The sequence below is a fragment of the Rubellimicrobium aerolatum genome (assembly GCF_017872975.1).
GTDB classification, from domain to species: domain Bacteria; phylum Pseudomonadota; class Alphaproteobacteria; order Rhodobacterales; family Rhodobacteraceae; genus Rubellimicrobium; species Rubellimicrobium aerolatum.
This window is the reverse complement of record NZ_JAGGJP010000018.1, coordinates 1-26444: the sequence shown is the minus strand read 5'-3', so window position 1 is coordinate 26444 and position 26444 is coordinate 1. Positions and strand designations below refer to the sequence as shown.

Here is a 26444-nt window from a genome sequence, read left to right as displayed (position 1 = left end):
GGCGCGGCCGGCGGGGGGGCCCGGCCCGGCCCCGCGCGCTCACGCCCGCCTCGGTCCGTCCAGGTCGGACAGCGCCCGCGCCAGCAGGTCCTCCCGGAAGGGCTTCTCCAGCACCGCCAGCGCCGGGGTCGGCCGGGGCACCAGCCGCGCCTCGCCCGAGACGATGATCGACGGGATGCCCCGCTCGGCCAGCGCCGCGACCAGCCCCAGCCCCGTGCGCCCGTCGATCAGCGTCAGGTCCACCGTCACGAGGTCGGGCCGCCGCTCCTCGCAGCGGCTCAGGCACTGCGCGGCGCTCGCCACCGTCCCCAGGACCGCGTGGCCGAGCTCCTCCAGCGTCCAGGCGAGGTCCATGGCGATGATCGGGTCGTCCTCGCAGATCAGGATGTTCATCGGGCCCCTGCATGATCGACCCGGCGGGCCACGGACCCGAGTTATACCCCCGGTTGCATCGAGGGCAAGTTCCACCCGCCATTCAGCGCGCCGCCGGGCCGGCGTCCCCTTCCGCCTCCACGACGATCCGGGGGACGAAGCGCAGCCGGTCGAGAGGGGTCGGGCGGCCCACGGGCACGAGCCGCGCCGTCACCGCCTCCTCGCCATAGACCAGCGCGCGCACCGTCGCCCCATCCACGAGGGCGCGCAGCTCGGCGCACATCCCGGCGTTGGCGGGCAGGTCCAAGCGGTAGTCGTAGGCCTCCACCAGCCCCAGGACCTCGCCCCGCGCGCGCCGGGCGGCGATCTCGGCCGCCAGCGCCAGGACGGCGGGCGTGGCGAGGCGGAACTCGCCCACGAACACGGCGTCGAACCGGCGCGGGACCGGGTCGGGCGGATGCGGGAGCATCATCGGGGCCACGCCGAAGGGCCGCTCGCCGGGCCGGCCCGAATAGCGCAGCGACCGCGCGTGGACGTGGTGGTGGCGCTGCGCGTCGAAGTAGTCCCGCCGCACGCCGTAATAGTGGAAGCCGCCGTCGATCCCCTTCACCGCGTCGCCGGTGACCGAGGTGGCGGCGTCGCGCTGGAAGGACAGCGGCCCGGTCGGCAGCTTGCGGAAGGCCCCGCCGCCCCAGACGCGCTGGACGCGGCGGATCAGCTCGTTGTCGGCCCCGAAGCGCACGGTGTCCCAGTAGCCCAGCGCCTCGCGCACGGGGGCGCGGCGGAACAGGAAGGACGAGGTGTTGAAGGTCACGAAGCCGCCGCCGCCCCGCAGCTTGCGGAAGCTCAGGTCGTCCAGCACCCGCGCCTGCTCCGAGGTGCAGCCCATCACCCGGGGGGTCTCCAGCAGGAACCGCGCCTGCGTCTCGATCTTGGCGGGGTGCGACCAGTCGTCGGCGTCGTGGATGGTGACCAGCTCGCCCGTCGCCTCGTCGAGCCCGCGGTTGCGCGCGATGTAGGCCCCGCCGTTGCGCTCCAGGCGGATCAGCCGGATGCGGGGGTCCTCGGCGGCGTGGGCCCGCACCACGCGGGCCATCGCGTCCGTCGGGCTCGCGTCGTCGAGCACCAGGATCTCCAGGTCGGCCCAGGTCTGGGCGCGCAGCGACCGCAGGGCGGTGCCGATGGTCGCCGCCGCCTCGTAGGCCGCCATCAGCACGGTGACGCGCGGCCCGTCCCGCCCGGCCGAGCCCGGCGCGGGACCCGGGGCCGCCAGCCGGTCGTAGGCCGGCAGCCCCGGCGCCTCGGGCAGCAGGGCCAGCGGCGCGATCCCGTGCCGCGCCAGCGCGGCGTTGATGACCTCCACCCGCGCCTCGGGGCCGGGCTGGAAGTTGGACCAGGCGAGGAGCGCGTCCACGCCCACCTCGCCCGCCGCCTCCGCCCGTTCCAGGGCGGCGCGGCCCGCCTCGGCGTCGCCCAGGCCGTGCAGCGCCAGCAGCTCCACCGACAGGAGCTGGCGGCGCAGGTCGGCGGGCGCTCCCTGCCTGCGGGCCGCCGCCACAAGGCCGAGGCTGTCGCGGAAGCCGTCCGCCGTGCCCCGCCGCAGGTGCCAGACCGCCAGCTCCCGCCCCGCCAGCGCCCGGTCGAGGGGGCGGCGCCCGGAGCGCAGCACGGCTTCCAGGTCGGCCAGGGGCTCCTCGGTGAAGCCCAGGCTGAACAGCTTGGCGCGCAGCAGGTCGATGCGGCGGCGCGACCGGCTGTCGCGGTCGAGGAGGTCCAGGGTCCGCCGCAGGGCGGCGCGCGCCCGGGTCCGCAGCAGCAGGCGGCGCACGAAGGCCGGGCGGGAGGAGGGGGCAAGCCAGGAGGTCACGGGTCGGGAGGCGTCCTTCGGGCCACGGCGGGGCCATCGGGCGTCCTGTGCCGCATTCCGGGGCCCGACCGCAATCCGAAACTTGGCCCGCGTCCGCCCGCCCGGCTGCCGCCCCCGCCACCTCCCCCCTCCGCCGCCGTCGTGGGCGTCGCCGCCGTGGTCAGGCCCAGCCGCCGGGGCCGGGGCCGGAACCGGGGCCGGGGACGGGGCGCGGGGCGGTGTCCGTCCCAGCCTCCCCGGCCAGGGCCTCGGCCAGGAAGCGGACCACCGCCGCCACGCCCCGGGGCGGGATGGCATGGCCCACGCCCGGATAGGTGGCCACCCGCACCGCCAGCCCCGCGCCCTCCAGCGCCGCCGCCGCGCGCCCCGCGTCCGCCACCGGCACCACCGGGTCCGCCTCCCCATGGAGGAGCAGGACGCGCGTCCCGCCCGGCGGCCGCATCGGCGCCGGGATCGACCAGCGCCCCGCGATCGCCGCCAGCGCCGCCACCGGCCAGCGTCCCGAGGCCACCGCGTCCAGCGCCATCGTCCCCCCTTGCGAGAACCCCACCAGCGCCACCCGCCCCAGGCTCCCCGACATCCCTTCCGCCGCCACGATCCCCCCGATGGCCCGGTCCAGGCCCGCCCGCGCCGCCCGCACCCGCGCGGGCCGCTCCTCCTCGGCGACCGCCGTCAGGCTGAACCACTGCCGCGTCCCCGCGTCCCAGTCGCAGGGCTCCGGCGCGTCGGGGCAGGCGGTCCGCGCGCCGGGCAGGCCCCGCGCGATGGCCCGCGCCAGCGGCTCCAGGTCGCGCCCCCGCGCGCCCACCCCATGCAGCAGCACCACCAGCGGCCCCGCGTCCATCCCATGCCCTCCACGTCGAAGCCGTTAGAATGCCGGACAATCCCCTCGCGTCAATCGCGGGCGCAGGGCGTCTGGCGCGTTGACCTGCGGCGCGGGGCCGATAGATTTCCCCCAAGGGGAGGGACCCCGCCGCGCGCCCCGCAACGGGACGGACACGCGGGGGGCCGCAGGGGGACGCCGAATGGCGGCCCGAAGGGGGGAAACGGAGGATGCCGCAGCACGGGCCTCAGCTCGGGCCTCAGCACGGGCACCCGCCCGCCGAGCCGCGCCTTGCGCTCGCCTCGGTGGACCGCAGCTTCGGCCCTGTGCAGGTGCTCCATTCCGTCTCGCTCGACCTCCGCCCCGGCGAGGTGCACGCCCTGATCGGCGAGAACGGGGCCGGCAAGTCCACCACCATGAAGATCCTGACGGGCTACCTCCGCCCCACCTCCGGCGAGGTCCTGCTCGACGGCCGCCCCGCCCGCTTCCCCGACAGCCAGGCCGCCGAGGCCCAGGGCGTCGTCCTCATCCACCAGGAGTTCAACCTCGCCGAAGAGCTCACGGTCGAGGAGAACGTCTTCCTCGGCCGCGAGCTGCGGCGCGGCCTCGTCCTCGACACGCGCGCCATGCGCGACCGGACGGCGGCCCTCCTCGACCGCCTCCAGGCCCGCATCGACCCCAGCGCCCGCGTCCGCGACCTGTCCACCCCCGACAAGCAGATGGTGGAGATCGCCAAGGCCCTCGGCCGAGAGGCGCGGGTCCTCGTCATGGACGAACCCACCGCCGTCCTCACCCACCGCGAATCCGCCGCGCTCTTCGACCAGATCGACCGCCTGCGGGCCGAGGGCGTGGCGCTCCTCTTCACCTCCCACAAGCTCGACGAGGTGCGCCGCATCTCCAACCGGGTGACGGTGATGCGCGACGGCCGCGTGGTCCTGACCCGCCCGACGGCGGACATGACCGAGGATAGGATGGCCGAGGCCATGGTCGGCCGCGACCTGTCCGCCCTCTACCCCCGCCGCGCGACGCCCCTCGGGACCGACGTGGCCCTCCGCGTCCGCAACCTGTCCGTCCCCGGCCACGCCGAGGGCATCTCCTTCGACCTCCGGCGCGGCGAGGTGCTGGGCATCGCCGGCCTCATCGGCTCGGGCCGCACCGAGGCCATGGAGGGCCTCGCGGGCCTGCGCCGCCATGCGGGCACCGTGGAAATCGACGGCCGCCCCGTCGCGATCCGCACCCCCCGCGACGCCCAAACGCTCGGCCTCGCCTACCTGACCGAGGATCGCAAGGGCCGGGGCCTCCTCCTCGACAAGGACCTGCGCGAGAACCTGACGCTGCCCTCCCTACGCGACTTCGCCCGCCCCTTCGTGGACCGGCGTCGCGAGGAGGCGGCCCTCGACGCCGCCATCCGCGACTTCGACATCCGCGCCCCCTCGCGCGCCGCCCGCGCGGGCCACCTGTCGGGCGGCAACCAGCAGAAGCTGCTGCTCGCCAAGACCATGCTGACGCAGCCCCGCATCGTCATCATCGACGAGCCGACGCGCGGCATCGACATCGGCACCAAGCAGCAGATCTACGACCTCATCCACCGCCTCGCCGCCGCCGGCACCTCCGTCGTCGTCGTCTCCTCCGAACTCCCCGAGGTCATCGGCCTGTCCGACCGCGTCCTCGTCATGCGGCAGGGCCGCCTCGCCGGCGAGGTCGAGGGCGCGACCAAGACCGAGGACGCCATCGTGCGCCTCGCCATGGGCCTCGGGACGGAACGCAACGCAACCGTGGCCCAGGAGTCCCCGGCATGACCACCACCGCCCGGCCCGGAGCCGCCCGCGCGCGGCCCGCGATCAACCTGCACGTCCTGGGGCCGATCGTCGCCCTCCTCGTGCTGGTGATCGCCGGCGCGCTGATGAACCCCAACTTCCTCAGCTACGCCAACGTGACGAACGTGCTGGCCCGCTCGGCCTTCATCGGCATCATCGCGGTGGGCATGACCTTCGTCATCACCGCCGGGGGGCTCGACCTCTCGGTGGGCTCCATGGCGGCCTTCATCGCGGGCCTGATGATCCTGGTGATGAACGCCCTCGTCCCGTCGCTCGGGGCCGGGGCCACGACCATCCTCGCCGGCATGGGGGTGGCGCTCCTTTGCGGCCTCCTCGCGGGCTGGATCAACGGCATCCTCGTCACCCGAATGCGGATCGAGGCCTTCATCGTCACCCTCGGCACCATGGGCATCTACCGCAGCCTCGTGACCTGGGTGGCCGACGGCGGCACGCTGTCCTTGGACTTCGCGCTCCGCGACGCCTACGGGCCCGTCTACTACGGCGGGCTCCTGGGCGTGTCCTGGCCGATCCTCGTCTTCCTCCTCGTCGCGATCCTCGGCGAGATCGCGATGCGCAAGACCGCCTTCGGCCGCTACTGCGCCGCCATCGGCTCCAACGACCGGGTGGCCCGCTACTCCTCGGTGGACGTGAACCGGGTGCGCCTGCTGACCTACGTGGGCCTCGGCCTCCTCGTCGGCATCGCCACCATCATGTATGTCCCCCGCCTGGGCAGCGCCTCCGCCGCCACCGGCGTCCTGTGGGAGCTGGAGGCCATCGCCGCCGTCATCATCGGGGGCACCATGCTGCGCGGCGGCTTCGGCCGCGTCTGGGGCACGGTCGTCGGCGTGCTGATCCTGTCGCTGATCGGCAACCTCCTGAACCTGACCGACTGGGTCAGCCCGTATCTCAACGGCGCGATCCAGGGCGTCATCATCGTCCTCGCGGTGATCCTGCAACGGGAGCAACGCCCCGAGGGCTGACGAACGAACAACCACCAAAGGGGAGGACCCACATGAAACGAATCCTGACGGGCGCCGCCGCGCTCGCCCTGCTGGCCGGCCCGCTGGCCGCCCAGGACGAGACGCAGGTGATCGGCGTCTCCATCCCCGCCGCGACGCATGGCTGGGCGGGCGGCATGAACTACTTCGCCCAAGCGGCCGTGGAGCGGCTGGAGGAAGCCTATCCCCAGCTCGACTTCGTGCTCGCCACCGCCTCGGACCCGGCCAAGCAGGTCAGCGACATCGAGGACATGGTCGCCACGCGCGGCATCGACGCCCTCGTGGTCCTGCCCTTCGAATCCGAGCCGCTGACCGGCCCGGTCAAGGCCGTGGCGGACCAGGGCGTCTGGATCACCGTCGTGGACCGGGGCCTCTCGCAGCCCGGCATCGAGGACCTCTACGTCGCCGGCGACAACCCCGGCTTCGGCCGCGTCTCCGGCGAGTTCATGGCCCAGGCCCTCCCCGAGGGGGGCCAGATCGTCGCCCTGCGCGGCATCCCCACCACCATCGACAACGAGCGCGTGGCCGGCTTCGAGGAGGCCATCGCCGGCTCGGGCATCGAGGTGCTGGCGATGGAGCACGGCAACTGGAACCGCGACAACGCCTTCACCGTCATGCAGGACTTCCTGTCCAAGTATCCGCAGATCGACGCGGTCTGGGCCTCGGACGACGACATGGCCGTGGGCGCGCTGGCCGCCATCGAGCAGGCGGGCCGGTCGGACGTCAAGTTCGTCCTCGGCGGCGCGGGCATGAAGGAGATGATCCAGCGCACGCAGGAGGGCGACCCGATGATCCCGGCGAACGTCACCTATCCGCCCGCGATGATCGCCACCGCCATCGAGATGACGGCCGTGGGCCTCGTCTCCGACGCCCCCGTGGCCGGCCGCTTCATCATCGGCTCCGAGCTGGTCACGCCCGAGAACGCGGCGAACTACTACTACCCCGACAGCCCGTTCTGATCGGGCTTCGCAGAGATCCTGAGGGCGGCATCGGGGTCCGGTGCCGCCCTTAACCGTTCCTTCATCCCCGTCTGCTATCGTGGGAACAGATCGGGCCTCAAAGCCCCGAATCACCCCATGGGCGCGCATTCCCCGCGCGCCCCACATCCACCGACATCGCCAAGGCGCGTCCCTCGCGCCACCCCCAACCGGCGCTCCCCGCGCCCCGAACCCATCGTCAGCACAAGGAGACAAGATGCAGTCCTGGCCCTTCCGCCGGGGGCGGATCGGCCAAGGCCCCCGCCCCGGTTCCACCCCCGACGACGCCCCCGCCCTCGCGCGGGCGCCGCACCCCTGCGCGACCGTGCTAGAGATCCGCCGCCAGCCGCACCAGATGGTTGTCGAAGGCCCCCTGGTGCGCGACGTCCCACAGCACCGCCTCGCCGCCGAACCCGACGACGAGGCCCGTCCCCGTGGTCGCGGTGAACCCGTCCGGCCCGGCGCTCAGCCCGCACACGTCCCGCAGCCGCAGCCGGCCGATCCACTCGCCGCTGTCGGCGTTCCAGACCTGCGCCTGCCCGCCGGGCGGCGAGGAGATGGCGACGCGGCTCCCATCGCGCGAAAAGGCGACCGACCCCGCATACCCGTCCATCTCCGCCTGCATCGGGCCGGGCGCGGACAGCAGCCGCACGTCCTCCCCCCGCCGATGCAGCCCGAGAAGGGGCGCGGGCTCGCCTTCGTCCCCGTGCCACTGCATCGCGAAGGCCACCAGCCCATCCTCGCGCAGCGCGAGGTGGCGAATGGAATCGCGCCGCAAGCCCGGCTCCAGCTCCACCACCTCCAGCACCGACCCGGCCTCGCTGAAATACGCGAGGTTCGGCTTCATCGCCGGAATGTCGAGGTCCACGTCCCCCGCGTCCGGGTGCGAGGCGATGCCCCCGTTCCCCACGACCAGGATGTCGGTCCCCGGCATCCGCGCGATCTCGTGCGGGCCGACGCCCATGGTCGGGAACTCGTCGATCTGGACGTAGCCGGCGGTCGCGTCGCGCACGCCGACCATGCCTCGGTTGGCCCCGTAATCGTTCTCGGTGGTGAACAGCAGCCGCCCGTCGCGGCTGTAGGCGCCATGCCCGTAGAAGTGCCGCCCCTCCGCCGCGTCCAGCCGCGCGCGGACCTCGCCGCTCTGGCAATCGATCACGACCGCGAAGGTCCCCGGACGCCGGGCAAAGGCCACCGCCTCGGCGCGCGAGGGGTGGGCGGCGGCGGCATGGCCCCGGTCGGGCAGGGGGAGGCGGAACACCTCCCGCCCGTCCCGCGTCAGCCCCACCAAGGCGTAATCCCCCTCGGGCATCTTCGCCGCCGCGAGGAAGTCGGGGCTGCCCACGTCGGCCCAGGTCGGGCGCGGCACCAGCGCCGCCGCCGCCAGCCCCGCCAGGAATCCGCGTCGCGTCGCCATGCCTCAATCCCCGTCCGAAGCGTTGAAGCCGGCCGCGACGCCCAGCGCCGCGCCCAGCTCCTCGTTGCCGACCGCGCTGATCCGGTCCACCGCGCCCTTCAAGGCCTCGACCCGGAAGCGCCCGGTCGGATCGCTCACGCCCGCGAACACGGGATCGTCCAGCCGCGCGGCCAGGGTCTCCGCGCGGTCGAAGGCCGCCCCAAGGTGGTCATGCACGACCCCTTCCGGCATCAGCCGCTCCGCGAGGTCGTGGAGGCTGGCGAGCGAGATCCGCACGTGCCGCAGCGACCGCCCCGACCGCCGCGCTTCGGCGCGCGCGGGCTTGGGATCGTCGAACTCGCCCATGGGCCGCGCCAGCCGCGAATCGGCGGTGAACTCCAGCCCTGCGCCGAGCGCGTCGTAGAACTCCTGGATCACGTCCGCCTCGCTCCGGTAGCGGTCCCCGCCGGGCCGGAGCATCAGGTCGGCATAGCCCCCCGTCCACTCCTCCTGCATCGCCCCGGCGATCAGGGCGATGTCGCGCGCCTGCGCCCGGATCAGGTCGCAGCGGTAGCCCTCCGCGCCCAACCCGGCGAACTCCTCGTCATACAGCATGAACTCCATGCCGTAGAATCCCCGCGCCGCGATGGAGACCTCGGCGAAGCCCTCGGCCGTCCCGACGACCGGGTCCTCCTCAAGGATCAGCGCCCGCAGCGCCCCCGGCGTGTCCCCGCGCGGATCGGGCCAGAAGGCCAGCGCATAGGCGCGATCCTCCACCTCGGACGGCCCGAAGCGGAGGTGGCTCGCCGCGATCCAGGCGTCGAAGGCCTCGCCATAGGCCTCCCGCAGCGCGGGCGACTCCGGCTCGCAGTCCGCCTGCGCGGCGGCATCGAGGTCCTGCGCGGCCTCGTCCAGCGCGGCATAGCGCGGCAGGACGTGGTTCCCCACCACGTCGCGGATCACCTCGGCGCGCTCTTGCGCGACGGCCGGACCCGCGCAGCAGGCCAGAAGGGCAAGGACAAGGCGCATCTACAGACTCTCCAGGAAGGCGATCAGCGCGTCGCGCTCCGCCTTGGGCATCTCCACGACGGCATCCCGGTGCGGCCGCGCCTCGCCGCCGTGCCAGAGGATCGCCTCCAGCAGGCTCCGCGCCCGCCCGTCATGCAGGAACGTCGCCCGCCCGCTCACCTGTTCCGTCAGCCCGACGCCCCAAAGCGGCGCCGTGCGCCACTCCGTGCCCGTCGCGCGCCCCTCGGGCCGATGGTCCGCGAGCCCCTCGCCCATGTCGTGCAACAGGAGGTCCGTGTAGGGCCAGACGAGCTGGAAGCTCTGCTCCGGCCGGTCCTCCAGCCGGTGGGTGACGAAGCTCGGCTGGTGGCACGACGCGCAGCCGGTGTCGTGGAACACCTCCTTGCCCCGCAGCACCTGCGCGTCATCCTCGCCCCGCCGGGCGGGGACGCCGAGGTTGCGCGAGTAGAAGGCCACGAGGTCCAGCGCCTCGTCGTCCACCTCCAGCCCGTCTCGGGCGGGGTCGCCCCCGTGCGGCGCGGCGCGGCAGGCCGCCTGCGCCTCGGTGCATTCCCCATGCGCGTCGGGGTGGAGCGAGGTGGACAACCCCATGTCGCCCGCGAAGGCGGCGGCCGACTGCTCCTTGACCGTGGGCACCCCGGCCTTCCAGCCGAAGCGGCCCAGCATCGGCATCCCGAACTCGGCCGAGTGCACGATGTTCGCGCGCCCCGACACGCCGTCGCCGTCCGCGTCCTCCTCGTCCACCAGGGCGAGGATGTCGGCCGTCGGCACCGCCTCCAGCAATCCCAGGCCGATCATCTGCGGCGCCACGCGCGGGCTCAGCACCGCGCCGAGGGCGAGGGGGCCGAAGCCCAGGTCGTGCAGCACGTAGGTCGGGCGCCGCAGGTTCGCGGTCTCGCCCTCCGACAGCGGCACGGCGAACTCCTCGTAAACGATCTCCAGCCGCGCCTCGGGCGGCTGGCCGGCGACGCTTTCCGTCTGGATCTGCCCGCCATAGACCGGATCGGGCGTGGCGAGGAGGTAGTCGCGAATGTCCGCCCCCGCGTCCTCCGGCCCGCCGGGGACCGAGACCTTGAGGATCATCGCCTCCGGCCCGTCCGACAGCCCATCCGGCGGCTGCCCGCGCCCGTCCTTGACGTGGCAGCCCTGGCAGGATCGCGCGTTGAACAGCGGCCCGAGCCCGTCCGAGGCCAACGTGGAGGAGGGCGAGGGCACCCAGTTCTTCTGGAACAGCCCGTTGCCGATCTTGAAGTCGAGCTGCCCCTCGAAGCCGAGGTTGCCCGAGAACTGCGAGAAGGCGTCCCGGCTCTGCCGCGCGCGGACGGTCGCCGCGCCGGCGGGCTTGTCCTCGAACTTCGCGGGGGCCGAGAAGTCGGTCGCCAGCGCCGTCACGGCCGCGATCCGCGCCGCCTCCTCGGGCGTGCGCGGCACGATGGCCAGATGCGGCTCCCCCGGCGGCTCCAGCAGGGGCGCGGCCAATGACGCGCTCCCCGCGACCGCAAGGGCGGCGAGGAGCAGGCGAGGCCCGGTCATGGCCGCCCGTCCGGTCACTCGAACACGGCCTCCGGCGCGTCCAGGCTGTCCGAGCCCTCGATGGTCACGCCACCGACCGCCAGCGCCGCCACGACCCGCTCGATGCTGCGGGTCTGGTCCACGAGGCCGTCCACGCCCGCCATGATGAGCCGCTCGCCCTCGGCGTTGCCGCGATCGAGCATCATGTCGTAGGCCAGCCCGCCCTCGGCCGCCGCCTTCATCGCCCCCAGCGCGGCGACGCTCGCGTCGAGCTTGGCGCGCATCTCGGCATCGAGCGCGGGGTCCTTGGCCGCCACGAGGTCGGCCAGCGACGGCCCGGACACGGTGCTGCCATCGGGACGGGTGTAGGTCCCGAGGTAGACGTTCCGGATGCCGACGCCGTCGTAGAAGTGGCTGACATGGGTGTTGTCCGAGAAGCAGTCGTGCTCCTCCTCGGGGTCGTTGAGCATGAGGCCGAGCCGCATCCGCTCGCCCGCCAGCTCGCCGTAGGAGAGGCTACCCATCCCGGTCAGCATGGCCGTCAGGCCGGCGGCCGGATCGGCGGCGACCGCCTCGCGCGCCGCGCCGCCCTCGCCCCACTGCCCGGCCATCCAGGCGAGATCCTGCACCAGCAGGTCCGTCGCGGCCTTGAGGTAGTCCGCGCGACGCTCGCAGTTGCCGCCCGTGCACTCCGCGCCGGGCGCGAAGTCGGTCCAGGGCCGGTCGCCCATGCCGGGCCCGTTGCCGTTCAGGTCCTGCCCCCAGAGCAGGAACTCGACGGCGTGGTAGCCGGTGGCGACGTTGGCCTCGACCCCCGCCGCCTGCTGGAGCGTGCCGGTCAGCAGCTCGGGCGTGATCTCGGACGCATCCACCTCCTCGCCCGACAGGGTGAAGGTCGGATGCGCGATGACGTTGACGACGGCGGCCTCGTTCTCATCGGTCGGCCCGCCATAGGAGGGATCGACATAGTCGATCAGCCCCTCGTCCAGGGGCCAGGAGTTCACCTGACCTTCCCAGTCGTCCACGATCGGGTTGCCGAAGCGGAACACCTCGGTCTGCATGTAGGGCACGCGCGAGTCGAGCCAGGCCGAGCGGGCGGTCGCCAGCGTCCCCTCGGAGGGGGAGGCGATCAGCGCGTCCACGGCCTGCGCCAGCGCCTCGGCCGCCGCATGGCTGTCGGCATAGCCGGCCTCGGCGATGTCGGCATAGGTGTCGATGACGGCGGAGGCGTCCTGCGCCAAAGCCGGCAGCGCGCCGGCCGCCATCGTCGCGGCTGCAAGGGTCAGGTGCTTCATCTCGGGTCTCGTGCTCCGCTGCGCCAACGGCGACGCTGTTGGACGGATCCCTTAGTGAAACAGTCGTCTATGTCAATCGACTTGTTCCGGCGCGCGTGGCCGACCCTAGGCCCCGGCCGTGAACAGGCTGCTGCGCGGATAGAGCACGACCATCGTGCCGACCGGCACCCGTGCATAAAGGTCGATGATGTCGGCGTTGATGAGCCGCGTGCAGCCGTTCGAGACCGCCGCCTGGATGGTCCGCGGGGCGTTGGTCCCGTGGATGCGCATGAAGGTGTCGCCCCGGCCCGGCTCGAACAGATACAGCGCCCGCGCGCCCAGCGGGTTGTCCGGCCCGCCCGGCATCCCCTCCTCGGCGTAGGGGCCGTAAAGCTCGGGCTCCCGCTCCACCATGTCGGGGGTGGGCTTCCAGGAGGGCCATTCCTTCCTGGCGCCGATGGTGTAGACCCCCGGCTCGTACAGCCCGGGCCGGCCGATCCCGACCGCGTAGCGGAGCGCCGTCCCGTCGCCCTGCGTCCAGTAGAGCGCGAAGCGGTTCGGATCGACGTGGATCTGCCCGGCCGGGATGCCGGGCTGGATGGGCACGAAGCGGGGCTGCAACTCGGGCGCGAGGACCTGCGACAGGGCCAGTTCGTCCTGCGCCCGGACCCCTCCGGCGGCGAGCCCGAAGGTCGCGAGTCCGGTGGCCAGCAGATGGCGGCGGGTCAGCATGGGAGGGCTCCTTTCGGCTCGGTGTGCCGAGCGAAACGAGGGAGGGGCCCGATTGGTTCACCCGCGCGACCCGGCGCGTGCGCGTCAGGCGACGGCAGCCGGCTGCGGGAAGTAGGACTCCACCACCTCGGCCGAGCAACCCCGGCCCGCGCGGCCGGCGATGGCGCGCAGCACCGGCGTCATGGCGTCGTCGAGATAGGGCGACAGCATCTCGAAGAGGTCGGCGGGCACCTCGACCAGATCGACGGGGGATGGCTTGCCTCGAAGCGTCCGCCCGAAGCGCACCGCCTCGTCCACGCGGGCCTGGCAGGCGCGGGTGCGATGGTCGGCGGCGGCGAGGCGGCGCGCGAGCGCCCGGAGCACGGCGACACGGCTCTCCTCGGGGAGGTCGGCGGTGACCTCCAGCACGACGTCGTAGCTGCCCAGCACGCGCTGCGCGTCGTCGAGCGCGTGGACGGCCGCGGCGGCCGCCTCGGCCTGGAGCGCACGAAGGGCGACGAGCGCGGGGAGGGAAGGCAGGCTGATCGGCATCGTCGTCCTTTCCGGGGGAGGCAAGCGAGGAGGTCGCGGTTCTTCGCCGACCATTGTCGCGAACTTGGGAAAAATGAGGGCCGAGCTGCGGCGCGTCGGAGACGGCGGTCCCGCCCTGCCGTCGATCGGCTCGGAAGGCGTTCCTCGATGTCGGCCATGTCGGGAAACGGCGCCTCGGTGCCGGTAAGCGACGTCTTGGGGTGGTGCTGCCCCGACCCTATGGTGCTCGGACATCTGCGTCATGCCTGTGACTTGGGCATCGGATGCGCCGATGCCCATTCCGTCACCAATATCCGGGCTTGCGCGAAAGGGCCGCTCGGGAGCGGTTGCCACCGGGGGAACCCGCGTCTTTGGTCGGCTCGGGTTCCGGCGTGCCGGAGCCCGGGAGAGCGCCGCACGGGGCCGGTCCGGCCAGACAAGACCCGCGCGGCGGCAGCGGAATGGCTGCGGTGCAAGGATAATCCGAGGCCCGAGGCGCGCCAAGCGTCCCGGAAGCCCGGGACTTGGCCGGGCCGAGGACAGGGAACCGGGAATGACCAACACCACCAGCCTTTCCATCGCGGCGCTGATCGCCGCCTTTGGCGCGACGACGGCCGCCGCGCAGGAGGCCTGCCCGATCAAGGTCGGCGTCCTCCACTCGCTCTCGGGGACCATGGCGATCTCCGAGACGACGCTGAAGGACACGATGCTGATGCTCATCGAGCAGCAGAACGCCAAGGGCGGCCTGCTGGGCTGCCAGATCGAGGCCGTGGTCGTGGACCCCGCCTCGGACTGGCCGCTCTTCGCCGAGAAGGCGCGCGAGCTGCTGACCGTGAACGAGGTGGACGCGATCTTCGGCGCCTGGACCTCGGTGTCGCGCAAGTCCGTCCTGCCGGTGATCGAGGAGCTGAACGGCCTGATGTTCTACCCCGTGCAATACGAGGGGGAGGAATCGTCCAAGAACGTCTTCTACACCGGCGCCGCGCCGAACCAGCAGGCGATCCCGGCCGTGGACTACTACCTGGAGGAGCTGGGCATCACCAAGTTCGCCCTGCTCGGCACCGACTACGTGTATCCGCGCACGACGAACAACATCCTGGCCGCCTACCTCGAGTCGAAGGGCATCCCCGAGGAGGACATCTTCGTCAACTATACCCCCTTCGGCCAGTCCGACTGGGCGACGATCGTCGGCGACGTGAAGGCGCTGGCCGCCGACGGCGAGCCGGTGGGCGTGATCTCGACCATCAACGGCGACGCCAACATCGGCTTCTACAAGGAGTTGGCCGCGCAGGGCATCTCGGCCGACGAGATGCCGGTCGTCGCCTTCTCGGTGGGCGAGGAGGAGCTTTCGGGCCTCGATACCTCGAACCTCGTCGGGCACCTCGCCGCGTGGAACTACTTCATGTCCGCCGACACGCCCGAGAACGCGGCCTTCATCGCAGCGTGGCACGATTACATCGGCGACGAGGCGCGCGTGACCAACGACCCGATGGAGGCCCACTACATCGGCTTCAACATGTGGGTGAACGCCGTCACGCAGGCCGGCACCACCGACGTGGACGCCGTGATCGACGCCATGGTGGGGCAGAAGGTCCCGAACCTGACCGGCGGCGTGGCCGAGATGCTGCCCAACCATCACCTGACCAAGCCGGTCCTGATCGGCGAGATCACGGCCGATGGCCAGTTCGACATCATCTCGCAGACCGAGCCCGTCGCGGGCGACGCCTGGACCGACTTCCTGCCCGAATCCGCCGTGCTGGAGGCCGACTGGCAGAAGCTGAAATGCGGCATGTACAACACCGAGACGCAGACCTGCGTCCAGCTCACCTCCAACTACTGAGAAAAGGGCGGGGGCCGCGTATCGCCGGTCCCCGCGTCCGCCCCATGCGACTCCTCCTCGTCCTTCTCGTGACACTCTGGGCCTCGGCGGCCTCGGCGCAGAGCCTCCAGGATCTGCTCCAGGCTGATCCGGAGGCGATCTCGGACCCGTCGCGCCGCACGGTTGGCGAGGTGCTGGGCCGGCTCGTGGACTCCGGCCTCCCGGAGGTCCCGGCCTTCCTGCAGCACTGGCAAGCCAAGGAGGTCGTCCAGCGACGGAGCGACGGCCTGTTCTTCGTCGGCGAGCCGGACGGGGACGGCCATATCCTCCACGACGTTTCGAACGGGGCCGAGGCCGGCCGCGCCGGCCCGCGCGAGGTCGAGGAGCTGAAACCCAACGCCGGCGTGCGCGGCGTCATAGGCTCGGCCCTGATCCGCTTCCAGCTCTCCGATCCCGATCCCGCGCGGCGGCAGGCCGCCCTCGACGCCATCGCCAATGACCCCGCCGCCGACCAGATCGAGCCCTTGCGAGCCTCGCTGACGGACGAATCCGACCCCGCGATCCTCGTCCGCAAGGAACGTCTTGCGGACCTCCTCGCCGCCCGCTTCGGGTCCGATCCGGCCGCGCGCATCGCCGCCATAGAAGACCTGGGCTCGGACATCGCCGTCGAGGCGCGGGCCGTCCTGAACCAGATCCTCGCCAGCACGAGCCGCGTGGCCGATACGATCCCTGAGGAGGCCAACGTCGCCCGCACCCTCGCGCCCGGCAGCGCCGACCTCCCGCGCGAGGCCGCCTACGTCATGCTGGTCGAAGCCGGGCTCGCCCCGCCCCGCGTCACCGAGGCGGAGATCCGCGACGCCCTCTCCGCCGCCATAGCCGACGGGCGGGTGGGCGACGCGCCGGCCGCGACGCTCGGCACCGACGAGGCCCGCCACGCCGCCTACGACGCGATGGCCGCCGCGCGCGGCCTGCCGCCCCGCGTGACCGAGGCGGAGGTCGATGCCGCGCTCGCCTCCCATGCCTTCTGGCAGGACTACGAGGAGACGGACCCCGCCGTCACCGCCGCCGCCGAGCGGGCGCTCGGCACCGCCGAGTCGCGGGTGCGGCTCTACCAGACCGCCGACATCGTGCTCGACGCGGTGTCGCTGGCCTCGATCTACTTCCTCGCCGCCATCGGCCTCGCGATCACCTTCGGCGTCATGGGCGTCATCAACATGGCGCATGGCGAGTTCATCATGATGGGCGCCTACACCGGCTACGTCGTGCAGACGCTGGTGCCCGACTACACGCTGTCGTTGGTGTTGGCGCTGCCGTTGGCCTTCGCCGTCACCTTCGCGGCCGGAGTCGCGATGGAACGGCTGGTGATCCGCCACCTCGCGCACCGGCCGCTGGAGACGCTGCTCGCCACCTTCGGCATCTCCATCGCGCTCCAGCAGATCGCCAAGAACATCTTCGGGACGCAGGCGCGGCCGCTCACCTCGCCGGGCTGGCTCGACGGCGCCTGGATCGTCAACGACGTGCTGGGCATCGCCTATATCCGCATCGCCATCTTCGTCTTGGCGCTGCTGTTCCTTGCGCTCATCCTGGTCGTCCTCAGGCGCACCCGGCTGGGGCTGGAAGTGCGGGCGGTGACGCAGAACCCCGGCATGGCGGCGTCGATGGGCATCGACCCGGACCGCATCGCCATGCTGACCTTCGGCCTGGGCTCGGGCATCGCCGGCATCGCCGGCGTGGCGATCGGGCTCTATGCCAAGGTCACATCCGAGATGGGCTCCGACTACATCGTCCAGAGCTTCATGACCGTGGTCGTCGGCGGCGTCGGGAACGTCTGGGGGACGCTGGCCGGGGCGGCGCTGATCGGCGTGCTCCAGAAGTGGATCGAGTGGTTCAACCCCTCCAACACCCTCGCCGCGCAGACCTACATGATCCTGTTCATCATCGCCTTCATCCAGTTCCGTCCTCGCGGCATCGTCGCGATGAAGGGCCGCGCGGCCGGAGCCTGACGCCATGACCATCGCGCCCGCCGCTGCCCTCCGGCCCCGCTTCGTCCTTGCCGGGAACCCCTCCGTGCTCTGGGCGCTCCTCGTGCTCGCGATCTTCACGCTGGGCGTGAGCTTCCTTTCGGAGGGTATGGGAGTCGGCCTGATCTCCACCTCCTTCGTCAAGACGCTCGGCAAGACGCTCTGCCTTTGCCTCGCTGCCGTGGCGATGGACGTGGTCTGGGGCTACTGCGGCATCCTGAGCCTCGGCCACATGGCCTTCTTCGGCCTGGGCGGCTATGCCATCGGCCAATGGCTGATGACGGCCCGCACCACCGAGATCGTCGCCCAAAGCCTCGCCGGGCAGCCGCTCCCCCCGACCCCGCGCGAGCTGGAGCAGGCGGTCGCCACGCAGATCTTCGGCGTCGTCGGGGCGGACGAGTTTCCCTGGATATGGGCCTTCTCGGACAGCCTCGGGCTCCAGCTCCTCATGGTGGTGCTGGTGCCAGGCCTGCTGGCGGGCCTCTTTGGCTGGCTGGCATTCCGTTCCAGGGTGACGGGGGTCTACCTGTCGATCCTCACGCAGGGCATGACCCTGGCGCTGTCGCTGTGGCTCTTCCAGAACGACTCGGGGCTGCGCGGCAACAACGGCCTCTCGGGCCTCCAGAACATCCCCGGCCTCGACGGCTGGGGGCAGGCCACGCTGTCGGTCGCGTTTCTCTGGGGCTCGGCCCTGGCGCTGGCGCTGGGCTACGTCCTCTTCGCCTGGCTCACCTCAGGCCGGCGCGGGTCGGTCATCCGGGCCATCCGCGACGACGAGGCGCGGGTGCGCTTCCTGGGCTACGGGGTCGAGGGGACGAAGCTCCTGGTCTTCACGCTCACCGCCATGGTGACCGCCATCGCCGGGGCGCTCTATTACCCGCAGGCCGGGATCATCAATCCGGGCGAAGTCGCGCCGCTCGCCTCCGTCTATCTCGCCGTCTGGGTCGCCATTGGCGGGCGGGGGCGGCTTTATGGGGCGGCGCTGGGGGCGGCGCTGGTCTCGCTCCTGTCGTCGTGGTTCACGAGCGGCGGCGTGCCGGACGTGCCACTGGGGTTCGCCACGATCCGCTGGACCGATTGGTGGACGGTGCTCCTGGGATTGGGCTTCGTGGCGGTGACGCTGCTCGCGCCCAAGGGCTTGGGCGGCCTCTTCGACCTGGTGCCGCGACGTCCGTCCCGTCGTCAGGGCGACTGGGGCCCCGACGATGGCGCCTGGCGCAGGGAGGAGGGCTAGCCATGACGACGCTCCTGGAGGTCGACTCCATCTCCGTCACCTTCGACGGCTTCAAGGCGATCAACGACCTTTCGCTTGCCATCGCGAGCACCGGATTGCGCGCCATCATCGGGCCGAACGGCGCCGGCAAGACCACCTTCATGGACATCGTGACCGGCAAGACCCGGCCCGACCGGGGTCGCGTGCTCTGGGGAGAGGGGGGGATGAACCTCGTCGGGCTCTCCGAGGCGCGGATCGCCCGGCTGGGCCTCGGGCGCAAGTTCCAGCGCCCGACGGTGTTCGAGGCGCAAAGCGTGGCCGAGAACCTCGACATGGCGCTGAAGAACCCGCGCCAGCCGCTCCGGCTTCTCCTCGCGCGCCGCACCGCCGCCGACCGCGTCCGCGTCGAGGCCATCGCCGAGGAGATCGGCCTGCGCGCCCATCTCACCCGTCGCGCCGGCGAGCTGTCCCACGGCCAGAAGCAGTGGCTGGAGATCGGAATGCTCCTCGCGCAGGACCCCAAGCTCCTGCTGGTGGACGAGCCGGCGGCCGGGATGACCGTGGCCGAGCGGGAGCACACGACCGACCTTCTCAAGCGCGCGGCGCGGACACGGGCCGTGGTGGTGGTCGAGCACGACATGGAGTTCGTCCGCCGGCTCGACTGCCGGGTGACGGTGCTCCACGAAGGACGCGTGCTGGCCGAGGGCAGCCTCGACCACGTCACCGCCGATCCGAACGTCATCGACGTCTACCTGGGGAGATAGGGAATGCTGGAAGTCCGGGGCCTGACCCTCCGCTACGGCCAGAGCCGCATCCTGCACGGCGTGGACCTCCTGGCCCGGCCAGGCGAGGTGACGGCGGTGATGGGGATGAACGGCGTCGGCAAGACCAGCCTCCTCAAAGCGATCGCCGGGCGACATCCGTTCGACGGTGGCACGGTGACGCTGGACGGGCGCGACCTCGGCCACCCGACCGCCGCGCAGGCGGCGCGCGCCGGCATCGCCTCCGTGCCGCAGGGGCGCGAGATCTTCCCGCTCCTGACCGTGGCCGAGAACCTCGAGGCGGGCTTCGCCTGCCTGCCCCGCGCCAGGCGCGAGGTCCCGCCCGAGCTCTACGACCTGTTCCCGATCCTCAGGACCATGCGGAACCGCCGGGGCGGCGACCTGTCGGGCGGCCAGCAGCAGCAGCTCGCAATCGCCCGCGCGCTGGTGACGCGGCCCCGCGTCCTCCTGCTCGACGAGCCGACCGAGGGCATCCAGCCCAGCATCATCAAGGACATCGGCCGCGTGATCGAATCGCTGCGCGACGGGGGCCGCATCGCCATCGTGCTGGTCGAACAGTATTTCGACTTCGCCCACGCGCTCGCCGACCGCTTCGTGGCACTGAGCCGTGGCTCCGTGACGCTCGCCGCGCCGAAGCCGGAGGTGGAGCGCCAGCGGCTCCTTGAGGCCGTCTCGATCTAGGCCCAGCGTCCCGGACGCGGCGGGGCCTTGGCATCGCGGCCGCTTGGTGTTTCCTGATCGCGGGCGTGCCTGATCGGGGAACGGAATGATCGCTGCGATGACGGCCACGGTCGTCCTGGTGATGGCGACGGTGCTCACCTTCTACGAGGTGCTTCGGCTCACCTCGGCTCACCTCAGCGACCTGCCCATCCCGCTGCGCGCGCGGACGGTGGCGGTCGTGCTGGCCTGCTTCGCCGGGCACACGGTCGCAGTCTGGATCTACGCCATCGCCTACTGGGTCCTGGCCGTCGTCTGGCAGGTGCCGAGCTTCTCCGGCGTGCCGGTCACGGGATTGCTGGACTGCGTCTACTTCTCGGTGGTGAGCTACACGTCACTGGGCTTCGGCGACCAGGTGCCCGTGGGACCCGCCCGGCTGATCGCGGGGGTCGAGGCGCTGAACGGCCTCCTCCTCATCGGCTGGTCGGCCTCCTTCACCTACCTGGCCATGGAGCGCTACTGGCCCATGCACGACGCGCGACGGCGGCGCGGCGACGATCCCGCGCCTCGGGACTCCGAAGCGTCCGAGCCCTGACCGCCTTCTCAGGCCCGTGCGCGGAGCGCGAGCGCGAGATCGGCCGGCACCTCGATCCCGTCAAGGCCGAGGACGCCCTCCCGCACGACGACCGTCCGGTCCCACGAGCGCAGGCCCGAGCGGGTGTCCCAGGCGACCACCTCCCAAGGGCCATCGGCCACCCCGGGCAGCTCGACGCGGCTCGCCTGGACCGGGTCGCGCGGCCGCAACATGCCCTTGCCGTCAAGGCTGTCGTTGCGCAGGAGCCAGACTACGGCCTGCCGTGGGTCGGAGCAGGCGAAGGCGCTTAGCCCCGGATCGGACACCCGGACCTCGCGGCTGACGTTCCGACGGCGGAAGCGCGTCCAGTCGATGAGCGGCAGGAACCCCGCCAGCGCCGCCTGCGCCTGCCGCATTCCGGGGGTGAGCGTGTGCGGGTGCCGGTTCGGCCATCGCATTCCGCCGCCCACGCCGCCAGAGGCGAGGTGAGCCCACTGGATGTGGCGGAAGTATTCGTCGTCGAACGGCGCGGGCAGGGTGCGCCGGCGGTCCTTGAAGGTATGGATCGGCCCGTGCTCGCTGTCGAGGTAGGGGCGGCTCGGCGGGCAGTGCTCCAGCGCCTCGCGCACGAGGTCGCCTACGACGACCGCCGGGGCCACGGTGTCGCGCGGCGCGTCGATGGTTCCCTCGGCATAGAGATGGGTGGTCGCGAAGTCGAGCCGGGGATGGCGGAAGATCGTGTCGGCCACCTCGGGATGCGTCCGAAGGATCGGGCCGAACAGCGAGATCGTCTGCGGATGGCTTCGGCCATGGGCCGCCAATTCGATGCCGCGGACATGCTCGCTCAGTTCCGTCGCGATCCCCGCGAAACCCGCGGCGCTGTCCCCCATGTGGGCCGGGTGCATCTCGTTCCACAGGTCCCAAGCGAAGACGACGCCGCTGCCGCCCCAGCGCTCGACGATGAAGGTCAGGCGAGCCTTGATGGCCTCTATCGTCGGTCGGTGGGTCAGGAGCTGCCGCCTTTGCGGGCATGGCCCGCCATTGATCCTATTGTAAGGGTGCTTGGCCCAGCGGAGCCAAAGCCAGAACGTGTCGAACGGGGTGAGCAGGAGCCGCAGCCGGTGCCGGGCGCAGAGGGCGAAGATGTCGTCCCAGAGGCGGACCATGTTGGGCTGGAGCCGTCCGACCGGCCGTTCGAGGTAGCGGTTCTCGCCGTGAGCGTATTCCATCATCAACCGAAGGCAGGTCACGCCATGATCGGCCAGCCAGTCGAAGTGCCGGTCCACGGCGGCCAAGTCCCTGCGGCGGAAAAGGCCGGCCAGCTCGGGCCAGGTGACCGCGTCGTTCTGGCCGATGGGCGTCCAAGGCTCGCCGGTGTCGAGCTGGAAATACGGCGCGTCCGGCGCGACGCTGACCCAGGGTAGGTCGTGGAGGCCCGGGTTGCGCGCGAAGGCTTCCGGTCCGACAGCGGTGAGATCATTGGCGATGGCCGGGCCTCCCCCATCCTTCCGCGCCGCATCCAGCTACTTGGCTGGATGCGGACGGGAGACAAGGCGCGCCGAGGCCGTGGGTTCCCTCTCCGCCGGGCCGGGCCCGAGACGGCGTCAGTGCGGGCCCGCCCAGGCCAGCACGCCGACCTCGACCTCGTGCCAGCCCTCCCAGATCATCCGGAGCGCGACATAGAGGATGATGAGGAGGCCCAGGTAGGCGATCCAGCGATGACGCGCGATCAGCCGGGCGATGACCGTGGAGGCGAGGCCCATCAGCGCGATGGAGAGCACGAGCCCGATGACGAGCACCGAGAAATGCTCGCGCGCCGCGCCCGCCACCGCGAGCACGTTGTCGAGCGACATCGACACGTCGGCGACGACGATCTGCGTGGCCGCCTGGGCGAAGGTCTTGCGCGGGATGCCGCCCGCCACCGTGCCATCGGCGTTCAGGTCCGCTCCGGCCAGCGCCTCCTCGGCGGCCTGGGATTCAGCGGCGTGACCCGCGCGCAACTCGCGCCACATCTTCCAGCAGACCCAGAGAAGGAGGATGCCGCCCGCCAGCAGCAGCCCGGTGATGGCCAAGAGTTGCGTCGTGACGGTGGCGAACAGGATGCGGAGCGCCGTCGCGGCCAGGATGCCGACCAGGATCGCCCGGTTGCGCTGCTCCTTGGGCAGCCCCGCCGCCGCGAGGCCGATCACCACGGCGTTGTCGCCCGCCAGTACGAGGTCGATGGCGACGACTTGGAGCAGGGCCACGAGGCCCGCATAGGTGAAGATTTCCATTCTGGCCCCCCGGCAGCGGCGTTGCGCGCCGTGCACCACGTTTCGGCCGCGACCTCAACCCCGGCGGGACGCGCGCCCGCTGTTGCCCCGCCCGGCCTCCCGGGGCATCAGGTGGGGACGACGGCATGGGAGGAGAACATGACGATGCTGACGAGGGAATTCGGCCGGACCGGCTGGCGCGTGGGGGCGGTGGGCTTCGGAGCCTGGGCCATCGGTGGAACCTGGGGCGAGGTGAGCGAGGCCGACGCCCGCGCCGCGCTCCATGCCGCGCTGGACGAGGGCGTGAACTTCGTCGACACCGCCGATGTTTATGGCGACGGGCGCAGCGAGCGCATCATCCGCGAGGTGCTGAAAGACCGAGGCGGCGACCGCCCCATCGTCGCGACCAAGGCCGGGCGAAGGCTGAACCCTCATGTGGCCGAAGGCTACACCAGGGCCAACCTCGAAGCGTTCATCGACCGCAGCCTCTCGAACCTCGGCGTGGACATCCTGGATCTCGTCCAGCTCCACTGCCCTCCGACCGAGGTCTTTTACCGGCCCGAGGTGTTCGGTGCGCTCGACGACCTCGTGCGCGAGGGCAAGATCCGGCACTACGGCGTCTCGGTCGAGAAGGTCGAGGAGGCGCTCAAGGCCATCGAGTTCCCGAACGTCGCTTCGGTCCAGATCATCTGGAACATGTTCCGCCAGCGCCCGGCCGAGCTGTTCTTCTCCCAGGCCCTGAAGAAGCACGTCGCGGTGATCGCCCGCGTGCCACTTGCCTCCGGCCTCCTGACCGGCAAGATGTCGCGCGATTCCATCTTCGCCGCCGACGACCACCGTGCCTTCAATCGCGACGGCGCGGCCTTCGACAAGGGCGAGACCTTCTCGGGCGTGCCCTTCGACGTGGCCCTCGACGCGGTGGAGGCGGTGCAGGCCGCGCTGCCTGGCGACACGCCGCTGGCGCAGGTGGCCCTGCGCTGGTGCCTGATGGAGGAGGCCGTGTCCGTCGTCATCCCCGGTGCCAAGACCGCCGACCAGGCCCGCTCCAACGCCGCCGCCGGTCGCCTGCCACCCCTGGACGAGGGCACCATGGAGGTCGTGCGCGAAATCTACCGGAGCCGCATCGCTCCCCACGTCCACCAGCTCTGGTAGCTCAGGCGCTGGCCTCCTCGGGGGCGTCCGTCAGGCCGCCCTCGTCCACGTCCGCCTCCTCCTCGGCGGTGACGCCCTCGTCCAGCATCCGCTCCACCTCGGCCACTTCGCGCGCGTCGTCCGGTCCGCTGCCGAACCGCGCCGCCACGTCGGGCGCATAGCGGAGCAGGTCCGTCTTGAGCTTGAGGAGCGACAGGTCTTTCGTCTTGCTTTCCAGCATCACGTCGAAGTCGAGCCCTTCCGCCGTCCGCATGAAGGTCGCGAACTCGAAGGGATTGGTGAAGTCCGCGTGCCCCGTCCAGATCGGCGGCACCAGCACCGTCTTGACCCGCGACGTGGGCTTGACCGGTGCTCCCAACAGTTGCCCCCTCAGCTCCTTGCCCGCCTTCAGCGCCTCGCGGTCCTTGTCCGTCACCTTGCGCTTCACCTCCCGCATCTCCGTGCGTGGCGAGGAGAAGTGGATCTTGGGCCGCACCCCCTCGGGCCAGGACCGCACGAATCGCTCCAGCACTGCCCGCAGCTCCAGCCCCTCGGGGTTCAGGCACCAGTAATGCTGGTAGTCGAAGATCAACGGCACCCCGCACCGCTCATGAATCCACAGCACGTCCGCCGCCGAAAAGCGGATGTCGTCGTTCTCCAGCACCAGCCGCCGCCGGACGTGCTCGGGGCATTGGCCGTAGCCTTCGATCCAGCGCGCCCGGCTCTCCTCCCGGTCGCCGTAGACGCCGCCCACATGGGTCACCAGCACCGCCTCGGGACCCAGCCCCATGCGGTCCAGCATCTCGGCCTGCGAGGACAGGTCCCAGATGCTCTTGCGCGTCAGGTCCGGGTCGGGGCTGTTGAGCAGCACGAACTGCGACGGATGGAACGACAGCCGGATGTCCAGATCCCGGGCCTTCCGCCCGAACGCCGCCAGTTCCGCGTCGCTCTCCGCGACCATGCCATGAAACTGCGGCATGTCCGGGTGGGTCGCATAGGGCGCGAGGTCCGAGGACAGCCGATACATGTCCACCTCGATCGCCACGAGGTAGTCGAGGATCGCATCCACGTATTCGAGCGACTGCTTGAGGTGCGGTCCCTTCCGCCAGCCCCGCGTGTCGTTGCTCTTGAGGTCGGGCTGTCCCATGACCTTCACGGGAAAGCCGAGGCGGAGGGGGCGAGGGGTCATGCGGGCACCTGTTCGTCGGGGAAGCCTAGTCCGGCGATGAACGCGTTCCAATCGGCCGGCCGGAGCGCGCCGCCCGTCGCCTGCGCGTGGCCGCTGCCATAGCCCTCGTCCGCGCCGGGCGGGCGGTGCGCGGCCAAAAAGCGGATCAGGTCCGTCCCGGTTGCCGTCCGGGCGGCGAAGTGGACCCAGCCCTCGCGGTAGCCGGTATTCGCGGCCAGCACGATCTTGTCCCTCAGCCGCCCGCGCCACTGCTGGGCGATGAGCGGATGGATCTGGCAGCCGGACGCGAAGCGGATCAGCGCCACGTCGCCCCGCACCTTCGGCGCGACCCGTTTGGCCGCGTCCAGCGCCGCCGCCACCTCGGCCTTGGCAGCGTGCAGCCGCTCGGTCTCCGGATGACCGCCCCGGAGCAACTCCTTGGGCGAGTCGCAGCGGAGGAGGAGGGCGAGGGCCGGGCTCGGATCGGCGGCAACGGTCCGGCGCGGCGCGTTCACCAGCGACACGGCGTCCCGAAGGGCGGTCTTGCCGTAGCGGGCCTGCGCCTCGGCCAGTTCCGCGAAGCCCGCCTCGCCAGACATATCGCCGATCAGCCCCAGGGCCGCCAGCCACAGGAGATCCTCGGCGGGCCCGATCGCCTGCGCGCACCAGTAGGCCAGCAGCGCCGACGTGGGCTCGGGCTCCCATCCATTGCCGGAGATGACGACCGCCTCGCCGGGCGTGCCGGTCGGGACATGGTGGTCGATCAGGACCGTCGGCACGCCCGGGAGGATGTCCCCCTCGCGGATGCCGAGATCGGTGACCAGCAGGCCAGCCGGATTGTGGCCGGCCAGCTCGGCGCCGAGGTCCGGCGACCAGGGGTTCTCGCCCTTGCCGACGATGCGGAGAGCGACCCGTCGTCCCCCTCGCTCCAGCCCCCGGCCCAGGATCGCGGCAGCCGACAGGCCATCGGCGTCGAAGTGGCCCAGGACCAGCAACGGCCCCTCGGACCCGCCGGGTTCCATACGCCCGAGCGCCGCCCGGAAGGCTTGGGCCACTTCGGACGAGCGGTGAACCTGCGTCTCGGACATGGCTCTACAACGGCCGAGCGGGCATCCGGGTCCGCCGTCCCATTGCTCTTGAGGGAGCGGCGGGGCTGTATCTGGGCCGGGTTGGGGTTTGGGGTCGCGTCTTGTGGTGTCCTGTGGCGTTCTTTGTTGTCTGGTCTTTGGTCTCCTGGGTCCTTGCCGTTTGGTCACTGTCTGGTTCGTGGGCTTTTTTGCGGTGTGGGGTCTTGCGTCTGCCGGCTGGCGTCTCTAGATCACGCCTCACCGGACGGCGACGCCACTGAGGTGGCCGAGCGGGACGGGATGGATGGTGATGATCGCCGGGCCGCCCTGGAAGTGGGGAGGCCGGGCGTGAAAGCTGTCCCCTGCTATTTGACATTCGAATGTATCTTGAAGGGATATGTGGGCGGTTGCTTTAGGCTTGTCGGGATCGACGGTTTGGGGTCGTTTTGCATA

At 71.6% G+C, this 26444-nt stretch carries 24 protein-coding genes; 10 read left to right on the top strand and 14 right to left on the bottom strand.

The window, feature by feature from the left end; translation table 11 throughout:
• Window positions 1-39 precede the first annotated feature (39 nt).
• From J2Z33_RS15470 to J2Z33_RS15460, 3 genes are all read right to left on the bottom strand, one after another.
• Window positions 40-393 carry a response regulator gene (locus J2Z33_RS15470; protein ID WP_209842712.1) on the bottom strand — a complete coding sequence of 118 codons (354 nt, stop codon included), beginning with the start codon at window positions 391-393 and terminating at the stop codon, window positions 40-42.
• An 82-nt stretch (window positions 394-475) separates the two neighbouring features.
• A complete protein-coding gene (locus J2Z33_RS18540) occupies window positions 476-2239 on the bottom strand; it encodes a glycosyltransferase (protein WP_209842710.1) in 1764 nt (587 codons plus the stop codon).
• 160 nt (window positions 2240-2399) lie between these two features.
• Window positions 2400-3083 carry an alpha/beta hydrolase gene (locus tag J2Z33_RS15460; RefSeq protein ID WP_209842708.1) on the bottom strand — a complete coding sequence of 228 codons (684 nt, stop codon included), beginning with the start codon at window positions 3081-3083 and terminating at the stop codon, window positions 2400-2402.
• A 209-nt stretch (window positions 3084-3292) separates the two neighbouring features.
• Here J2Z33_RS15460 and J2Z33_RS15455 point away from each other — a divergent pair, with 209 nt between their 5' ends.
• Genes J2Z33_RS15455 through J2Z33_RS15445 form a run of 3 tightly spaced genes read left to right on the top strand, consistent with a single transcriptional unit; the run spans window position 3293 to window position 6836 of the window.
• Window positions 3293-4861: a sugar ABC transporter ATP-binding protein gene (locus J2Z33_RS15455; RefSeq protein ID WP_209842706.1), complete on the top strand. Its 1569-nt coding sequence runs from the start codon at window positions 3293-3295 to the stop codon at window positions 4859-4861.
• A complete protein-coding gene (locus tag J2Z33_RS15450) occupies window positions 4858-5859 on the top strand; it encodes an ABC transporter permease (protein WP_209842705.1) in 1002 nt (333 codons plus the stop codon). Before J2Z33_RS15455 ends, J2Z33_RS15450 begins: the two co-directional genes overlap by 4 nt.
• A gap of 32 nt (window positions 5860-5891) precedes the next feature.
• Entirely contained in the window at window positions 5892-6836 is a 945-nt protein-coding gene (locus tag J2Z33_RS15445) for an ABC transporter substrate-binding protein (RefSeq protein WP_209842703.1), read from the top strand.
• A 346-nt stretch (window positions 6837-7182) separates the two neighbouring features.
• Here the strand turns inward: J2Z33_RS15445 and J2Z33_RS15440 are convergent, their stop codons facing one another.
• The 6 genes from J2Z33_RS15440 to J2Z33_RS15415 form a co-directional block, all read right to left on the bottom strand.
• Window positions 7183-8271 carry a DUF1513 domain-containing protein gene (locus J2Z33_RS15440; protein WP_209842701.1) on the bottom strand — a complete coding sequence of 363 codons (1089 nt, stop codon included), beginning with the start codon at window positions 8269-8271 and terminating at the stop codon, window positions 7183-7185.
• 3 nt (window positions 8272-8274) lie between these two features.
• On the bottom strand, window positions 8275-9279 hold the full coding sequence (locus J2Z33_RS15435) for an imelysin family protein (protein WP_209842699.1): 1005 nt from the start codon (window positions 9277-9279) through the stop codon (window positions 8275-8277).
• Window positions 9280-10812 carry a di-heme oxidoreductase family protein gene (locus tag J2Z33_RS15430; protein ID WP_209842697.1) on the bottom strand — a complete coding sequence of 511 codons (1533 nt, stop codon included), beginning with the start codon at window positions 10810-10812 and terminating at the stop codon, window positions 9280-9282.
• Window positions 10813-10826: 14 nt separating this feature from the next.
• Window positions 10827-12086, bottom strand: coding sequence for an imelysin family protein (locus tag J2Z33_RS15425; protein ID WP_209842695.1), 1260 nt, complete (start codon window positions 12084-12086; stop codon window positions 10827-10829).
• Window positions 12087-12191: 105 nt separating this feature from the next.
• Window positions 12192-12797, bottom strand: coding sequence for a L,D-transpeptidase (locus tag J2Z33_RS15420; RefSeq protein ID WP_209842693.1), 606 nt, complete (start codon window positions 12795-12797; stop codon window positions 12192-12194).
• A gap of 84 nt (window positions 12798-12881) precedes the next feature.
• Window positions 12882-13328, bottom strand: a complete 447-nt coding sequence (locus J2Z33_RS15415; protein WP_209842691.1) for a hypothetical protein — start codon at window positions 13326-13328, stop codon at window positions 12882-12884.
• A 532-nt stretch (window positions 13329-13860) separates the two neighbouring features.
• On the opposite strand from J2Z33_RS15415, the gene urtA reads away from it, so the two are divergent.
• From urtA to J2Z33_RS15385, 6 genes are all read left to right on the top strand, one after another.
• Window positions 13861-15147 (top strand): urea ABC transporter substrate-binding protein, encoded by a 1287-nt coding sequence (urtA, locus tag J2Z33_RS15410; RefSeq protein WP_209842689.1) that lies wholly within the window; start codon window positions 13861-13863, stop codon window positions 15145-15147.
• A 44-nt stretch (window positions 15148-15191) separates the two neighbouring features.
• A complete protein-coding gene (gene urtB / locus J2Z33_RS15405) occupies window positions 15192-17129 on the top strand; it encodes an urea ABC transporter permease subunit UrtB (protein WP_209842687.1) in 1938 nt (645 codons plus the stop codon).
• Window positions 17130-17133: 4 nt separating this feature from the next.
• Window positions 17134-18381, top strand: coding sequence for an ABC transporter permease subunit (locus tag J2Z33_RS15400; RefSeq protein ID WP_209842685.1), 1248 nt, complete (start codon window positions 17134-17136; stop codon window positions 18379-18381).
• Window positions 18382-18383: 2 nt separating this feature from the next.
• Window positions 18384-19124, top strand: coding sequence for an urea ABC transporter ATP-binding protein UrtD (gene urtD, locus J2Z33_RS15395; RefSeq protein ID WP_209842683.1), 741 nt, complete (start codon window positions 18384-18386; stop codon window positions 19122-19124).
• 3 nt (window positions 19125-19127) lie between these two features.
• Entirely contained in the window at window positions 19128-19823 is a 696-nt protein-coding gene (gene urtE, locus J2Z33_RS15390; RefSeq protein WP_209842681.1) for an urea ABC transporter ATP-binding subunit UrtE, read from the top strand.
• 97 nt (window positions 19824-19920) lie between these two features.
• Complete coding sequence (locus tag J2Z33_RS15385; RefSeq protein ID WP_209842679.1) at window positions 19921-20394, top strand: potassium channel family protein; 474 nt, start codon at window positions 19921-19923, stop codon at window positions 20392-20394.
• 8 nt (window positions 20395-20402) lie between these two features.
• Here the strand turns inward: J2Z33_RS15385 and J2Z33_RS15380 are convergent, their stop codons facing one another.
• Window positions 20403-21659, bottom strand: coding sequence for a glycoside hydrolase 5 family protein (locus J2Z33_RS15380; RefSeq protein WP_209842677.1), 1257 nt, complete (start codon window positions 21657-21659; stop codon window positions 20403-20405).
• Window positions 21660-21977: 318 nt separating this feature from the next.
• Window positions 21978-22646 carry a TerC family protein gene (locus J2Z33_RS15375; RefSeq protein ID WP_209842675.1) on the bottom strand — a complete coding sequence of 223 codons (669 nt, stop codon included), beginning with the start codon at window positions 22644-22646 and terminating at the stop codon, window positions 21978-21980.
• 138 nt (window positions 22647-22784) lie between these two features.
• Between J2Z33_RS15375 and J2Z33_RS15370 the strand changes: the two genes are divergently transcribed.
• On the top strand, window positions 22785-23777 hold the full coding sequence (locus J2Z33_RS15370; RefSeq protein ID WP_209842673.1) for an aldo/keto reductase: 993 nt from the start codon (window positions 22785-22787) through the stop codon (window positions 23775-23777).
• A 1-nt stretch (window position 23778) separates the two neighbouring features.
• Here J2Z33_RS15370 and uvsE read toward each other — a convergent pair whose 3' ends face one another.
• The 3 genes from uvsE to J2Z33_RS15355 form a co-directional block, all read right to left on the bottom strand.
• Entirely contained in the window at window positions 23779-24945 is a 1167-nt protein-coding gene (uvsE, locus tag J2Z33_RS15365) for a UV DNA damage repair endonuclease UvsE (RefSeq protein ID WP_209842671.1), read from the bottom strand.
• A complete protein-coding gene (locus tag J2Z33_RS15360; protein WP_209842669.1) occupies window positions 24942-26012 on the bottom strand; it encodes a DHH family phosphoesterase in 1071 nt (356 codons plus the stop codon). The genes uvsE and J2Z33_RS15360 overlap by 4 nt, the downstream gene beginning before the upstream one ends.
• Window positions 26013-26249: 237 nt before the next feature.
• On the bottom strand, window positions 26250-26444 hold a 195-nt coding region (locus J2Z33_RS15355), incomplete at its 5' end, for a hypothetical protein (RefSeq protein ID WP_209842667.1).